At 31.9% G+C, this 16,379-nt stretch carries 14 protein-coding genes; 8 read left to right on the top strand and 6 right to left on the bottom strand.

Going from position 1 to position 16,379, the window contains the following annotated elements:
* Positions 1-46 precede the first annotated feature (46 nt).
* Positions 47-376, bottom strand: coding sequence for a hypothetical protein (locus EQM05_RS13955; protein WP_243108078.1), 330 nt, complete (start codon positions 374-376; stop codon positions 47-49).
* 122 nt (positions 377-498) lie between these two features.
* Entirely contained in the window at positions 499-918 is a 420-nt protein-coding gene (locus EQM05_RS13950; protein WP_128750601.1) for a DUF3842 family protein, read from the bottom strand.
* Between the two features lie 177 nt (positions 919-1,095).
* Here EQM05_RS13950 and EQM05_RS13945 point away from each other — a divergent pair, with 177 nt between their 5' ends.
* Positions 1,096-1,737, top strand: a complete 642-nt coding sequence (locus EQM05_RS13945) for an undecaprenyl diphosphate synthase family protein (RefSeq protein WP_128750600.1) — start codon at positions 1,096-1,098, stop codon at positions 1,735-1,737.
* A 97-nt stretch (positions 1,738-1,834) separates the two neighbouring features.
* Here EQM05_RS13945 and EQM05_RS15920 read toward each other — a convergent pair whose 3' ends face one another.
* Entirely contained in the window at positions 1,835-2,011 is a 177-nt protein-coding gene (locus tag EQM05_RS15920) for a hypothetical protein (protein WP_164917308.1), read from the bottom strand.
* 191 nt (positions 2,012-2,202) lie between these two features.
* Between EQM05_RS15920 and EQM05_RS13940 the strand changes: the two genes are divergently transcribed.
* The 3 genes from EQM05_RS13940 to EQM05_RS13930 are packed head-to-tail and all read left to right on the top strand — an operon-like array spanning position 2,203 to position 5,234.
* Complete coding sequence (locus tag EQM05_RS13940) at positions 2,203-2,880, top strand: response regulator transcription factor (RefSeq protein WP_128750598.1); 678 nt, start codon at positions 2,203-2,205, stop codon at positions 2,878-2,880.
* The gene (locus EQM05_RS13935) at positions 2,877-4,358 is read left to right on the top strand and encodes a HAMP domain-containing sensor histidine kinase (protein ID WP_128750596.1); all 1,482 of its coding nucleotides are present in this window, start codon (positions 2,877-2,879) and stop codon (positions 4,356-4,358) included. The genes EQM05_RS13940 and EQM05_RS13935 overlap by 4 nt, the downstream gene beginning before the upstream one ends.
* A 36-nt stretch (positions 4,359-4,394) precedes the next feature.
* On the top strand, positions 4,395-5,234 hold the full coding sequence (locus EQM05_RS13930) for a YihY/virulence factor BrkB family protein (protein WP_128750595.1): 840 nt from the start codon (positions 4,395-4,397) through the stop codon (positions 5,232-5,234).
* 38 nt (positions 5,235-5,272) lie between these two features.
* Here the strand turns inward: EQM05_RS13930 and EQM05_RS13925 are convergent, their stop codons facing one another.
* The gene (locus tag EQM05_RS13925) at positions 5,273-7,825 is read right to left on the bottom strand and encodes an FAD-dependent oxidoreductase (RefSeq protein ID WP_128750593.1); all 2,553 of its coding nucleotides are present in this window, start codon (positions 7,823-7,825) and stop codon (positions 5,273-5,275) included.
* A gap of 365 nt (positions 7,826-8,190) precedes the next feature.
* Between EQM05_RS13925 and cysS the strand changes: the two genes are divergently transcribed.
* A complete protein-coding gene (gene cysS, locus EQM05_RS13920) occupies positions 8,191-9,600 on the top strand; it encodes a cysteine--tRNA ligase (RefSeq protein ID WP_128750591.1) in 1,410 nt (469 codons plus the stop codon).
* 76 nt (positions 9,601-9,676) lie between these two features.
* Here the strand turns inward: cysS and EQM05_RS13915 are convergent, their stop codons facing one another.
* Positions 9,677-11,974 (bottom strand): glycoside hydrolase family 65 protein, encoded by a 2,298-nt coding sequence (locus EQM05_RS13915; RefSeq protein ID WP_128750590.1) that lies wholly within the window; start codon positions 11,972-11,974, stop codon positions 9,677-9,679.
* A gap of 109 nt (positions 11,975-12,083) precedes the next feature.
* Positions 12,084-12,725 (bottom strand): beta-phosphoglucomutase, encoded by a 642-nt coding sequence (gene pgmB / locus EQM05_RS13910; RefSeq protein ID WP_347560235.1) that lies wholly within the window; start codon positions 12,723-12,725, stop codon positions 12,084-12,086.
* A gap of 302 nt (positions 12,726-13,027) precedes the next feature.
* On the opposite strand from pgmB, the gene EQM05_RS13905 reads away from it, so the two are divergent.
* The 3 genes from EQM05_RS13905 (at position 13,028) to EQM05_RS13895 (ending at position 16,338) form a co-directional block, all read left to right on the top strand.
* Positions 13,028-13,978 carry a MoxR family ATPase gene (locus tag EQM05_RS13905; protein ID WP_128750588.1) on the top strand — a complete coding sequence of 317 codons (951 nt, stop codon included), beginning with the start codon at positions 13,028-13,030 and terminating at the stop codon, positions 13,976-13,978.
* A gap of 67 nt (positions 13,979-14,045) precedes the next feature.
* Positions 14,046-15,113, top strand: a complete 1,068-nt coding sequence (locus tag EQM05_RS13900; protein WP_205694143.1) for a DUF58 domain-containing protein — start codon at positions 14,046-14,048, stop codon at positions 15,111-15,113.
* Positions 15,100-16,338: a hypothetical protein gene (locus EQM05_RS13895; RefSeq protein WP_128750586.1), complete on the top strand. Its 1,239-nt coding sequence runs from the start codon at positions 15,100-15,102 to the stop codon at positions 16,336-16,338. Before EQM05_RS13900 ends, EQM05_RS13895 begins: the two co-directional genes overlap by 14 nt.
* The last annotated feature ends 41 nt before the right edge of the window (positions 16,339-16,379 follow it).

Genomic DNA, 16,379 nt, shown 5'->3' with positions numbered 1-16,379 from the left:
TTTATAAAAATAAGGCAGGCTCTTTAAAGCCCGCCTTATTACAGCACTAAAAACAAGCAAAATGTCTTATTCTTCTTAAATCCATTGTAAATCTAACCCATGATCTTCCATTCCATCTCCATCCGGAAACATTTCTTCTATCAACGTTGGCAATCCATGCCCAAAAAGATCTGCCATTATTTAACCACAGGTATGCTAATCTTCTTCTGCATGGACCAAGTGATGCAGGAGATACGGCTTTCATTTGGTACAGATTTTCTTGAGGGACTGCTAATGGAGGAGGACCACTTGGAGGCATAAAACCTTGCGGAGAACCAATGGGTGGTGCCTGATTAAACTGCCTGAATCCTAATGGACAAAATGCTTGAGGAGGCATAAAATCAAAATCTTCATCCTCATAAATGTCGCCTCTCCAAAGATCGTAGTTATCATAGAACATATTACAAAACACTCCTATTAAAGATTACATTTTATAATATGATAAAAGCATTGAAATTGTTAAACATAAAATTTTAATTTTATATCTTCAATTATTTCATCAATTATTTCCCTTATTTCCAGATTCCTGGTACCAGGTATATAGATGCCATGCTTTCTAAGAGGAATAATATATTTAGTACATTCCATTTCAAATATGCTTTTAGATATTTCTGCAGTGATTTCACCATTTATTCCACCGCTGGCCATGATTCCAATAGGGCCTATTATTGCATTTACTTTCTTAGTGTGGCAAAATGATATTATAGAGTCTTCTCCAGTAAAACCATAGTCTGAGCCTGCTTTAAGCATATTTGATGCTGCAGTGCTGTTTGTGCCTAATGCAAATATATTAATTTGTGATTTAAATTCTCTGCGCAGCCTTTTTACAACTGTCTGCCCAATACCGCCGCCTTGGGCATCAATTACAGCAATATTCATTTTAGAACCTCCAGCATATTTTTAAAATATTTAATATAATATATTTATTATAATTTAATACATAAAATAAATATAGAGTTAACAATTTAATTGTGTATTTTTAACATATTTATGCAAATACTATTCTAAAATATATGTTTAAAATGAAAAATTATAATAGGATCAGGGGTGAATAATATGAGAATACCAAATCACATTGGAATAATACCAGATGGAAATAGAAGATGGGCTGAATCAAATGGTATGTCAAAGGAAAAAGGATACGAACTGGGATTAGGCCCAGGGCTGGAACTTTTTAAGCTGTGTCAGCAGGCTGGAATTAAGGAGATTACATATTATGGATTTACTACAGATAATACTAAACGACCTGTAAAGCAAAGGGAAGCATTTACAAAGGCCTGTATTGGTGCAGTTAAAATACTTTCTAAAGAAGATGCCTCACTTCTTGTGGTAGGGAATACTGATTCACCTATGTTTCCGGCGGAATTGCTGCCATATACAAAAAGAAAGAATTTTGGGAAAGGTGGATTGAAAGTTAATTTTCTTGTAAATTACGGATGGGAATGGGACTTAAATAATCTGAAAATGGCAGATAGATCAAAAAAAAATATAATTAACAATATTAATTCCTCAGATATATCAAGGGTGGATCTGATTATCAGGTGGGGCGGAAGGAGAAGATTAAGCGGTTTCTTACCTGTACAGTCTATTTATTCGGATTTCTATGTTGTTGATGATTACTGGCCTGATTTTAAGCCGGAACATTTTTTAAATGCACTGGGCTGGTATAGTACGCAGGATGTTACATTAGGCGGTTAAGATGTATTAGTATACCTTTTATAGTGTATAAAGCTGTGCCTGCATATTAATAAGGCGCAGCTGTAGTTTTATTAATAATAAAAAATAAAACACATAATTACCTGAATACAAAATATAGTATAGCAGCTATAATTAATGCTACTGGTATAAATTGCAGGAAGTGAAATTTACCAGCAGGCTTTATTTTATTTTCCTTTATACCTTCTGGATTAAAGTCAGGACTCTTAACTTTAAAAAAGTTATCATAGGTATGGTTATGTGGATCATTATTCAAAATACCATCCTCCTTTAATAAGATATTACATATATACATTATATTGTCAGATGACTTTTTATTCAACCCTAATTTGTTAATAAGTTATTAACAAATTTGACATACAAGTGTAACTAGGTACATTTAATATAAAAATATCTAAATATGCATTATTTTAAGATTTTAATTAATTATAAAATGGAGAGATGAATATGGGTGAAACAATTTTAATTGTTGATGATGAAGAAAGAATGAGATCTCTCATTGGATTATATTTAAAGAGAGAAGGCTATAATATTATTGAGGCTGAAAATGGTGAACAGGCTCTAAAGATATTTGCTGCAAATAAAGTACATTTAGTAGTTTTGGATGTAATGATGCCTGTTATGGACGGATGGACTACATGCAGCGAACTTAGAAAAAAATCAGATGTTCCTATACTGATGCTGACAGCTAAAGGAGAAGACGATGATAAATTACTTGGCTTTCAGCTGGGCACAGACAATTATGAAACTAAACCCTTTAGCCCTAAAGTTTTGGTAGCTAAGATAAATGCATTAATTAAAAGAGTGTATTTTACTAAAGTTGATAATTTAAGAGATAATTTTGATGGGCTCACAGTTGACGAAGAAGCCCATATTGTTACTATAGATAAAAATGAAATATATTTATCACCTAAAGAATTTGAACTGTTAACATATTTTATAAGAAATAAGGATATTTCTTTAAGCAGAGAGAAAATATTAAATGCAGTCTGGGGCATGGATTATTTTGGAGACTTAAGAACTGTTGATACTCATATAAAAAGACTAAGAGAAAAGCTTGGAGATAAGGCATATTTGATTTCCACAGTAAGGGGAAGCGGGTATAAATTTGAGGTGAAAAGATGAAAATAAAAAAAAGTATCACAGCCAAGCTTTTTCTCATAACTACTGTGGTATTTATTGCATTTCTAAGCACTACTCTTGTGATTCAATCAGTATTTTTTGAAAAGTTTTATATAAGTAAAAAGAAAAGTAATCTGAAGAATAATCTTGTAAAGTTTATGACAGAGTACAATAAAACTAATGATTTGAATAAAACTACAGAATTAATTAAAAATTTTGAGGAAGAGAACAGTGCTAAAGTTGCAATATTAGATAGATATGGCCAGCTGAAATTTACAATAAAGTCAGGAAATGAAAAAAGTGATGCAGGGAAAATCAGAATTATAAATGAGGTAATAAGACAGCTTAATATCAATGTAAGTGCATTTAGTAATATGGACGATGAAGTAAATACAATTATAACTGATACAAAGGAATTTGAAACGAAAAATGTTGTTTGCTTTTCCGCAGACAGCAGTAAAAAAGAATTCGTATTTGTAATATCATCCCTGCAGCCAGTAAATGAGGCTGCTATTGTAATTAAAGAATTTTATCTTTACTTTTATATAGGAGCAGTTTTCCTCATAGTAATACTTTCATTTGTTTATTCTAATATGATATCTAAACCACTGATAAAAATAAATTCAACTGCATCCAAAATGGCCAAACTTGATTTCTCAGAAAGATGCAATATAAAAAGTGAAGATGAGATAGGAAATCTTGCCTCATCATTGAACTTCTTATCTGAAAACCTGGATAATGCATTAACATCACTAAGAGGGGCAAATGAAAGGTTAGAAAATGATATAAAGCATGAAAGAACATTGGAAAAAATGAGAAAGGAATTTACTGCTGCAGTTTCTCATGAATTAAAGACTCCAATAAGCTTAATAGACGGGTATGCGGAGGCACTGAAGGATAATGTGGTGGTAGATGAAGATAGAGATTACTATTTGGATGTTATTATAGATGAATCCAGAAGAATGAGTAATTTAGTATGTGATATGCTGGATTTATCCCAGTTAGAGTCTGGAAATTTTAAGCTCATAAAAGAGAAATTTTATATTGATGAGCTTATATCACAAATAGTCAGGAAGTTTTCTGCAATAATTTCAGAAAAAAATATAGATTTACGGGTAAATCTGCTGAAAAATCAGAAGGTAGATGCGGATTGGGACAGAATAGAACAGGTTTTAAACAATCTGTTAACAAATGCAATAAGACATGTTGATGACAATGGCTTTATAAAAATAGAAATGAAAAAGGATGGTAAATGGGTTATAGTGGAGGTTGAAAACAGCGGTAAACATATACCAGAAGAAGAGCAGAAAAGAATATGGGATAACTTTTATAAAATTGATAAATCAAGAAACAGAAAGCTTGGAGGCACAGGTATTGGACTTGCTATAGTTAAGAATATATTGGAACTTCATCAAAGTGAATATGGTGTTAATAATACAGAAAAGGGCGCAATGTTTTATTTTAAACTAAAAAGCATATAATAAATACAAAGTAAGGATTCTAAGGGAGCTGAAAAAATGAAGCATCAAATAGTAAAAGATCTGGTTAATCTGGCTAAGAGATTTTCAGCAGATGATGTTTTAGCATTAGCATCTCAACTTTCATATAGTTTACTGCTTGCCTTTTTCCCTTTTTTAATATTTTTACTTACACTGGCAGGTTTTAGTCCTATCAGCGGATCTGATGTGCTTTCTGTACTTAAGGACATACTACCAATAAATGCATTTGCATTAATTCAAAATACAATAATTGAGGTTTTTGATACAAAAAATACAAATCTATTGTCATTAAGTTTAATTATAACAATCTGGACTGCCTCCAGCGGTTTTAATGCAGTAATAAAAGGATTAAATAAAGCCTATGATGAGAATGAAAAGAGATCTTATTTTAGGGTACAGCTTGTGGCAGTCTTATGTACTATAGCACTGACATTTATAATAATTTTAACCGTAATTCTTCTTGTATTTGGGGAAACCATATGGACAGCTGGAATAAAGTGGCTTGGCTTTTCTACAGAATTAAAATATTTATGGGATTTAATCAGATATATAATAATAATGCTGTCCATGGTATTCATATTTGCAGCACTATATCACTTTACTCCAAGCAGAAGGCTGAATTGGAAAGATATAATGCCTGGAGCACTATTTTCTACAGCAGGATGGCTTATTGCTTCATTTGGTTTTGCATTTTATGTAAATCACTTCGGAAATTATTCTATGTTATATGGCAGCATAGGTGCTGTGATAATATTATTAACATGGCTTTTTATTACTTCTATAATTATTATCTTAGGAGGAGAAATAAATGCTGTTTTGGCATTTGACAGAGAAGGCATTGAAAAGTTTCATAAATAAAAATATTCCCAGAAGCATCACACTTCTGGGAATTCTTTTTAAAGAAGATTTTCTGTTAATACATCATTAAAGGTTTTACCACTTTGGATGGCTAATGTAATTTTGCCTGATTTCTTTGTATCACCTATGAGCATTGCTCCAACAAGCTTGTCATTTTTAAAGAATAATTTTTTATATATACCCTTTGAAGCATCTTTAACTGCAAGTTCTTCACATCCTTCATCAAAGGACCCGCAGGAAAATAAATCTGCATTCATCGATGAAAATACAACAGATGAAACAAAATCATTAAAATATGATTCATCACCACAGGCATTGGCTCCAGCTACTTTGCCCATTCCTACGGCAGCTGGCCAGTTACCGTATACTCTTCCATTAATCTGTGCAACATCACCGCAGGCATAAACGGAGTCAATATTAGTCATCATTTTGTCGTTTACTAAAATACCCTTATCGCATTTTATTCCAGCTGCTTCAGCTAATGCTTTATTAGGACGTATTCCAACGGAAAACAGAACCATTTCGCAGTCTAAAGTTTCACCATTGTTTAATTTTATACCTGTTACATTACTGTCACCTAATATTTCAACTGCTGAGCTGCCTAATATTATTTTCACACCTGAGTTATCAACTATCTTCTTAAATATTTCAGCTCCTTCTTTATCAAGCTGTCTTGGAAGAAGTCTGTCAAAGAATTCTACTACAGTAACGTCCAATCCTGCTTTTTTCATTTCCCAGGCAGCTTCCAGGCCTAATAAACCGCCGCCGATAACAACTGCCTTTTTAACCTTGGTAAAGTAAGCTTTAATTTTATCTGCATCACTTAGATATTTTAAAGTAAATACACCTTCCTTTGTGTTTCCGGGAATTGGAGGGATAAAGTTGGAACTGCCATTTGCAAGAATAAGTTTATCATATTCTGCTTCAGCTCCATTGTTCAAAAATACTTTCTTATTTTTAGTATCAATTTTATTTACAAAGGAATTTAAAGTAAGCTTTATATTGTTATCATTGTACCAATCTTTATTGGTTACATAAAAATCCTTATCTTCAATTTCAGAATTCAGGTAATCTGATAATACAGGTCTGTAATAGCATGGTTTGCTTTCTCCGCTGATAAACTGGATACCTGCTTTTTTATTTCTGCTTCTGATACTTTCAGCAGCATAATATCCAGCTGCACCATTGCCTATGATAACAAACTTTTCATCAGTATCATTGGCAAATGTTTTAACGCTGTCCTGAACCTCAATAAATTGGTCTTGTGTAGCTCCACAGACAGGGCAAATTTTTGGCGGCTCAGCACCTTCAAAAATCTCACCGCAGATTAAGCATTTCCATTTTTTAAGAGTTGCAGGCTTACTTGGTTTTACACCCTTGCTCAGTTTTTCCTGAATTTTTTTTGCAAAACTTTGTCCAAAATTATATGCCTGCTTAAGTTCATCTTCTGTTGGTTTAAAGTTTATCCTGAGACCAGGTTTAATTATGTTCATCCTTAACTGTTTTAATCTTTCTTCCATGTTTCTTACTGCTTCGCCGCTCCAGCCATAGGATCCAAAAACAGCAGCAATCTTGCCTCCGTGTATTATAGGATTAAGAGAGTATAAAACTTCCCAAATTGGCTTTAGTGCATCGCCTAACATTGTAGGTGAGCCAAATAATAACCCGTCTGCATCATTTATTTTTTCTATTATGTCAGGTATTTCATTATGTTCCACATCATATTTTTTAAAATTAAAATTGCCAGCTGATTTGACACCCTCTTCAATCTTATTGGCTATGGATTCTGTATAGCCATAAGCTGAAACGTAGCACATTACTATATTGCCATCATTATTGTCCTTTTGTTTAGGAAGGCTCCATTCCTTATACAGATTAACAACTTTCCATGGATTTTCCCTAAGTATAGGGCCATGTCCAGTGCAAATCATATCTATATCAAGATCCTTAATTTTATCTATTGCCTTTAATACATAAGGCTTAAAGGGTGAGATAATGCAGTCAAAATAATGTTTTAATGCTTCATTATAATCCTTTTGACTTGGATTTAAGTCATTAAATACATTTTCATTACAGTAATGTGCACCGAAGGAATCACATGTAAAAAGTAACTTGTCCTCTTCTGCATAAGTATAAATTGTATCAGGCCAATGCAGCATTGGCGCAGAAATGAACTTTAAAGTTTTATTTCCAAGACTCAGTGTATCACCATTATTTACCACGAGGGACTTAAAGTCTCTGTTTGCTATAGCTTTTGAAAATTTTATTGCAGCAGCAGATCCTACAACTACTGCATTTTTGGCTATGTCCAGCAGTTTTGCAATAGATCCTGCATGATCAGGTTCAGTATGATCAACTATTATATAATCTATCTTAGAAGGGTCAATATTTAATGAATTTAATCTGTCAATATATTGATCAAAGAATTTCTCTTTTACAGTTTCAACAACAGCAGTTTTTTCGCTTCCTTTTACAATATAAGAATTGTATGTTGTGCCATATGGTGTATGCATAACAATATCAAATGTTCTCAAATTTGGATCAAGAGCTCCAATCCAATAAATGTCCTTTTTAACTTCCATAGCTTTCATAATATATCCCTCCAAGTATTATTAATTAATAACTATTATTAATAATATAATTATAATATTAAGTCTAAATAAAAGCAACAAATTCAGTTAATTAATTAACGAAATTTCACAAAAACTTCACAAAAAACAATGTAAACCTAAACATTGAACTTTTATATTTTTATGATAAAATATAGACATAAACAAAGTTTTTGTTGGTTTACTATTATGGTAAGAATATTTAAAGCTGCAGAAAAACTGCAGCCTTTTTGGTAATACACAGCAGAATGTTGTATCAAGTGACTCTTAACTCAAAACTCAAAACTGAATAAAGGACTCAAAACTTAAAACTCAAAACTCAAAACTGAATAAAGGTTGGTGTTAAAATGGATTTTTATGTTTATAATACTCTTACAAGAAATAAAGAAAAATTAATTCCTTACAGGGAAGGCCGGATTGGGATGTATACCTGTGGACCCACAGTATACAATTATGCTCATATAGGAAACCTTAGGACATATATTTTTGAAGATACTTTAAAAAAGGCTTTAAAATATAATGGATTTAAAGTTAAGCATGTTATGAATATAACCGATGTGGGGCATCTGCAGTCTGATGGAGATGAAGGTGAGGATAAAATGGCCCTTGGAGCTAAAAGGGAAAACAAAACTCCATGGGAAATAGCCAGATTTTATGAGAAGGCTTTTTATGATGACTGCGAAAAATTAAATATTGAAAAACCTACAGTTAGCTGCAGGGCTACAGAGCATATTGATGATATGATTAATTTAATAAAGGGATTAGAGGAAAAAGGATATACTTATGCTGCAAATGGGAATGTATATTTTGAAATAGATAAATTTAAGGATTATAACAAACTTGCAAACCTTTCAATGGAGGAATTACAGGCAGGAAGAAGAGTGCAAATAGATATTAATAAGAAAAATCCATTAGACTTTGTACTTTGGTTTACTAATTCAAAGTTTAAAAATCAAATAATGCAATGGGATTCACCATGGGGCAGAGGCTTCCCAGGCTGGCATCTTGAATGCTCCACACTATCTATTAAATATTTGGGAGAAGTTATAGACATTCACTGCGGAGGTGTTGATCACATACCTGTACATCATACTAACGAAATAGCACAATCAGAAAGTTATCTTGGGCATAAATGGGTAAATTATTGGATGCATGGAGAATTTTTAGTAATGGATGGAGGCAAAATGTCAAAGTCATCTGGGGATTTTTTAACTCTCTCAAAATTAATAGATGAGGGGTTCAGCCCATTGGATTATAGATATTTCTGCTTAAATTCAAAATACAGAAAGCAGCTTTTATTCAGTTTTGACAGCTTAAAAGATGCACAAAATTCTCTAAAAAAGCTGAAAAGCAAAACCTTGAGTATATTAAAGGGAAGTTCTGAACATGACAGGTTTGACTTAGATCTAGTAAATGATTACAGAACAAAGTTTTCTAAAGAAATAAACGATGATTTAAATATAGCAAATGCAATTACTGTACTTTGGGAAGTAATTAAAGATAATAAATTAACAAACAGAGAAAAACTATTTATTATTGAGGACTTTGACAAAGTACTTTCATTGGATTTATTAAAGGAAGATAAATCTGAAGAAGACAATGAAAATATAGATTTAATTGAAAAGCTTATTGCTGAAAGATTTGAAGCAAGAAATAATAAGCAGTGGGCAAAAGCTGATGAAATAAGAAATAAGCTGAATGAAATGAATATTGAGCTGCTGGATACAAAAGAAGGCACTACCTGGAAGAGAAGATAAAACAAGATGTTCTTCAAAAACTATTTATATAGAGTTTGGAGAACATCTTTTATTAATAGGGGATTTTAATGCATTATTAAATTTCTACAGCAGCATTGCCTTCCAAATTGTATTCAGTTCCCTTAATTTCTAATGTTAATTTGGAGCTGCTTTCATTTGTAACTTTCACTTTATGTTTTGAAACTTCAATATTAAGTAGTATATTTCTGAACATTATTTTAAATGAATAGGAATCCCACTGCTTTGGAATAAATGGATTTAAAGTTAATTTACCATTTATTACTCTCATACCTCCAAAGCCTTGTACTATTGACATCCATGTTCCTGCCATACTTGTTATATGACATCCGTCACTGGTATCATTATTATAATTGTCCAAATCTAAACGAGCTGTTCTCAAATACATTTCATAGGCTTTTTCTTCCTTGCCAAGTCTTGAGGCAAGAATTGAATGTACACATGGAGATAATGAGGATTCATGAACTGTTCTTGGCTCATAAAAATCAAAATTTCTCCTAATAGTATCTAAATCATATTTATCCTCCAGGAAGTATAGACCCTGAAGAACATCTGCCTGTTTAATAAAGCATGATCTCAGTATCCTATCCCATGACCAATGCTGATTTATTGGTAATTGTGAAGGGTCTAAATCCTTCACAAGAATTTGTTCTTTATCCAAATAGCCATCCTGCTGGAGGAATATTCCCAAATTCTTATCTTCTGGATAATACATATTTTTAATAATATTTGTCCATTTATCTGTTTCCTCGGTTAATAAACCAAGTTTTTCCTTCAATTCCTTGTATCTAATAGGGTTATTTTCCTTTACATATTTTATTGCATCTAAAGTGTACTCCATGGTCCAGCATGCCATTCTGTTGGTATACCAGTTGTTATTTACATTATTTTCATATTCATTTGGACCAGTAACACCAAGAATAACATATTTATTTTTATCCTTTGAAAAGTTAACTCTCTCTTCCCAGAACCTTGATATTTCTACCAATACTTCCAGACCATACTGTGCCAAATATTTCTTATCACCTGTATAATTTACATAATTATATATTGCATAGGCTATTGCGCCATTTCTGTGAATTTCCTCAAAGGTGATTTCCCATTCATTATGACATTCTTCGCCATTCATTGTAACCATAGGGTACAATGCGCCTTTTTTGAAACCAAGCTTTCTGGCATTTTCCTTTGCTTTTTCAAGATGTTTATATCTATAAATCAATAGGTTCCTGGCAATTTTTTCATCAGCTGTGCTTAGGAAAAATGGGATGCAGTAAGCTTCAGTATCCCAGTAGGTACTTCCACCATATTTTTCACCAGTAAAACCTTTAGGACCAATATTTAATCTGTCATCTTTACCTGTGTAGGTTTGATTTAACTGAAATATGTTAAACCTTATAGCCTGCTGGGCAGCAACATCACCATTAATGACGATATCACTTTCCATCCACTTTTTATACCAGGCATTCTTTTGTTCATCAAACAGTTTATCAAAGCCACACTCAAAAGCTTCAGCAGCAGTGAGTTCTGACCTTGATAAAACTTCATCCTTTGAATAGTCCCTTGAGGTAGTATTAGCAACATACTTATACACCACAATTTCATCATTTTGCTTAAAGTCTAATGTTATTACATTAGATACATATTTGCAGCCTTCCACTATATCCCCCAGCAGGTCTACTGTTTTATTATTTTTTTCAATGCTGTATTTCATGGAAGAGCATATGTTAAAATCTAGTTTTTTTGTTACCATGGCAAGTGAAGCCGAACCTAGTGAAACTTGTTTTGAAACTTCATTCCAGAACTTCTCATCATAGTTTGAATCTTCATTTTTTATGTCGCCGTCAAGGTAAGGTTCAATTGTAACGTTACCGCTGAAATTTACAGGAGTTATGCTGTATCTTATGGCACATACCTCTGGTCGTACTATACTTAAAAATCTTTTGGAATTAACTCTAACTTCTTTTCCATCTTTTAGTACAGCTGTAAAGGACCTTTCAAGAAAACCTTCTTTCATATTTAATTTCCTTGTGAAACCCTTAACATCACACTTGGAAATATCTAAACTTTCACCATCAAACTGAAAATTTATTCCTATCCAGTTTGTTGAGTTTAATACCTTTGCAAAGTATTCAGGATACCCATTTTTCCACCATCCTACTCTTGTTTTGTCTGGATAGTAAACTCCAGCTAAATAATTACCCTGCAGTGTATCACCACTATACTCCTCTTCAAAGTTAGCTCTTTGTCCCATATGACCATTTCCTAAACTGAATATTCCCTCAGAAACTCTATTGTCTTCCGGATTAAATCCTTCCTCAATAATGCACCAGGGATCTAATTTTAAATACTGCTTCATATTAATTCTCCTTTACTATAAACTGGGCAATCGTTTGCACATCTGGGCTAAAATTAAAGTTGGCAATGCTAACTTTATGATTTATTTTACATCTATCTTTATAATGTATTTATAAACTTTTTAATTTATCAAAGGACATTTCTTCAAAGCCTGATATTACTATATCTGCTTTACTTAATACTTCAGGTGAACCTATACCTATGCTATACATACCTGCGTTAATTGCGGCCTCAATACCAGCCTTTGCATCTTCAAATACAACACAATTTTTAGGATCAATATTAAGCTCTTCAGCACCTTTTAAAAATACTTCAGGATTTGGTTTTGCATGGGTAATTTTTGTGCCATCTATTATCACATCAAAGTAAGATGTAAGTCCCACATTATTTAATATTGTCATTGTATTTTTACTTACAGAACCTATAGTAGTTTTTATACCTCTGCTCTTTATATCATCAATAAAGTTTTTAACACCAGGTAATATTTCATCGGGTGTCATTTTTGATATGTATTGTACATACCATTTATTCTTTTTATCAGCAAGCTTTAACTTTGTGCTTTCATCAAAGCTTAAACCGCCAATTTCCAATAAGATTTCCAATGATTTCATTCTGCTTACGCCTTTGAGTCTTTCATTATCATTTTTTGTAAACTCAAAACCAAGTTCATCAGCAAGCTGTCTCCATGCTAAATAATGATATTTTGCAGTGTCAACAATGACACCATCTAAATCAAAAAGGCAACATCTCACATCTGCCAAATTTATTCCTCCTTTACGAATCACTGTAAATGTTATTAATTACTAAATAAAAATACATTATCTATATAATGATATTAGTATATCATATTAAGGTTAAAAAATTAATAAGAAAATTTCATAAATGTTTGAGTTAAAATTTGTGTCTTACTCTAATTTAAAATTTCCATTTATGTACTTTACTACTTTTAATAGGTATAATATAACTAAGAAGTAAGAAGTAAGAAGTAAGAAGTAAGAACTAAGAACTCTTAACTTATAACTGTTAACTGTTAACTGAAGAAAGGGGTTATTGTATGGATTTATCAAAATTCATGGAATTTAAAAACAAGATAAGTGACAATGTATCGAAAGTAATTATAGGCAAGGAAAGCAAAATTGAAAAAATAATTGTTGCATTTATTTGTGGGGGACATGTTTTACTGGAGGATGTACCTGGACTGGGAAAAACAAAATTAGCTAAGTCATTGTCATCATCTCTGAACTGCAGTTTTAAAAGAATTCAGTTTACTCCTGATTTACTGCCATCGGATCTAACAGGGATATATTTTTATAATCAAAAGATTAATGAATTTCAATTCAGGAAAGGTCCTTTGCTTAGCAATATTGTTTTAGCAGATGAAATAAACAGAGCTACACCCAGGACACAATCAGCTCTTCTTGAATGTATGGAGGAAAGACAAATTACAGTTGAAGGGGAAACTGTAAAATTAAGCTCTCCATTTTTTGTAATAGCAACTGAAAATCCTGTGGAGCAGTTTGGTACTTTTCCATTACCGGAGGCTCAGCTGGATAGATTTTTTATAAGATTATCCATGGGATATCCTGAATATAACGAGGAAATAAACATATTAAATACATATATTGAAAGTGATCCTTTGACCAAGCTGGAAAGCGTAGTGTCAATGGAAGATATAGAATATGTTCAGAATAACTATATTTATACTCATGTAAGCGATGAAATCAAAAACTATATTATTGAAATAATAAGGGCTACCAGAAGTAATTCGGGTATTTCTTTAGGGGCAAGCCCAAGAGCATCTCTGGCTTTCATGAAAGCATGTCAGGCTTTAGCAGCTGTGAGAGGGAGAGATTACGTCATACCAGAGGATGTTAAAGAAATGTGCATTCCAGTTTTAAGCCATAGAATTAAATTAAGAAGCCAGATAAGCGAAGATAAGGATAGCAGTGAAAACGCAATTAAGGAAATCCTCGAAACAGTTGAAACGCCTTTAGAAAAAATATAGGGGTGAAGTTATGCGGTATTATTATATTTTTATATTTATATCCTTTACCTTTATTATATTAGCAGAAATGGTAAAAAAGTCAGGATTTAATAAGCTGACTATTAAAAGAGCCGCCAATAAAAGCAGAATCATAATAGGTGAAAGTGTAAAAATAACTACTATAATAGAAAATAATAAATTACTCCCTGTATCATTTGTCATGATTAAGGAAACCATCCCAGCTTTGATCAGCAGATGTGAGAGTGAAGATGGAGATATAAAAAGTTACAGAACCAGTGTTTTTGGAATGTATTCTTATGAAAGACAAAGAAGAAGTTACTATATTAAATGGAATAAAAGAGGTGCCTACTTACTTAAAGGTTATGAACTGTCCATAGGAGATTTTTTTGGTTTTTCTTCAATAAGTAAAACCGTTGATGATTATATAGAAGTAGTTGTTTATCCAAAGATAATTGATGCCAAGGATATTACATTTCATTCCACCAGCATTCAAGGAGATAATTTGATAAAAAGGTGGCTTTATAAAGATCCGCAATATATTAAAGGCATCAGGGAGTATAACGTGGAGGACAGAATGAAGGATATTCATTGGAAATCCAGCCTTAAAATGAATAAATTAATGGTTAAGGAATATGATTATACCTGTGACAGGGAAGTTACATTTATTTTGAATGTGCAGTGCGGAGAACCATACTGGTGTTTTACAAACGAAAAAGTAGTTGATAAAGGAATTGATATAGTATGCTCACTTGCTAATAAGGCAGCTAGAACCGGAGTAGCAGTAGGCTTTTTAACAAATGGATACATTATTAATAACTCCAAATCAGGAAGCTGTTTTATCACACCATCTATAAAGTCCTTTCAAAGTATTCTGGAAAGCTGTGCCAGGATGGATTATATCCCAAGAAATACACTTGGCAGTGTTATAAACGAGTACAGCACAAAATTTAGTATTAATTCCACTTATGTATTTGTTACACCTTTTCTGGATAATGATAGTTTAAACATTATTTTGAAATTGAAAAGACAGGGATATATTATTTTAATTATTGATATATCGGAAAAAGGGACAGTTCCTTCTATAGCTGGACTGGAAAAATTATGGTATAGGGGGAATAATAATGAATGTGCATAAGACAATAGATATAATATATGGTATTTGTGTGAACTTATTCGGGTTTATATTATGGAGTATTTTTTGTGAATTTTTTATACATGCTAATGTGGACTATAAATTATTCATAGTAAATGTAATTGGTTTGCTTATTCTATATTTTTTAAGGTCAAAAGTAAGCAGTAAATTCATAAGAATAGCCATTGCACTTTCAATAAGCACAGTATTATCATATTTTATTTTAAATGGTTCATTCAGCCTGAATCTCATATATACAGTCTTTATTTTATTAACTCTTGAAAAGGTATATGAGGAGGATATTAATTTTTATTACATTTCAGATAAAATCAAAGTATTTATGCTGACAATTTCAATAATAGGATTAGTTTATCCTATGCTCAACAGTAATAATAACAAAAATATATTTAGATTTTATATATTGTTTTTCATTTTAGCGATTTTTTTGTTAAGAGAAAGCAGAAATGTGGTAATTAAAGTAAAATCCAAAAAATCTTTCACATATGACATTGCTATTATATTGTCTGTTTTACTGCTTTCTTCGGAGAAAACCTATATTTTTCTTGTAAATATATTAGCTAAAATAATAAGCTTTATTAAAATTATATTCTCATTTGTGGAGCCTGCTCTTAGTAAGCTGCTTGAAGCCTTTGCCAATATAGTCAGTATACCTTTAATTGCCTTCTTTAATAGGCGTTCCTGGAATAATGCTAAACTAATTCAACAAGATTCCAAGACTAAAAAAGTTATATTAAATAAGGCCTATACTGGTATTCCAGGTAATGTAATATTGGCAGTTAAGATTATAATCATCATAGCAGGTTTAATTTTAATTTATAAATTTATTTTAAGGAGAAGATATAAAGTAAGACTTTTAGATGAAACAGAGGAAGTTGAAATCGAAAAAATAATTAAGAATGACAACAGCTCATCAAAAACAAGATTCGCAGATACTATTAGGAATATGTTTAGAAATAAGGATATTAAAACTCAAATATTAGCTGTATATAGAGCATTTCAAATAAGGGCTGACAAAAAAGGATTTTTTAAAAAATACATGACTGCCACTCAGCTTAAAAATCACGCAGGAACTTTTGTAAATGAAAAGGATGCTCTTAATGCAATTACAGACCTTTATAATGAAACTAAGTTCTCAGAGCACAGCTCCAATGAAGAAAATTTAACTGAAATGAAAGACAGCTATAAAAGTATAAAGAAACAATTATAATAAGCCATGATGGAAAGCTATAAGGGAGAGGATTTACCCAT

Source organism: Clostridium sp. JN-9, assembly GCF_004103695.1.
Classification (GTDB): domain Bacteria; phylum Bacillota; class Clostridia; order Clostridiales; family Clostridiaceae; genus JN-9.
Note: the sequence above shows the minus strand (reverse complement) of the source record. Positions and strands in the feature narration are given on the sequence as shown.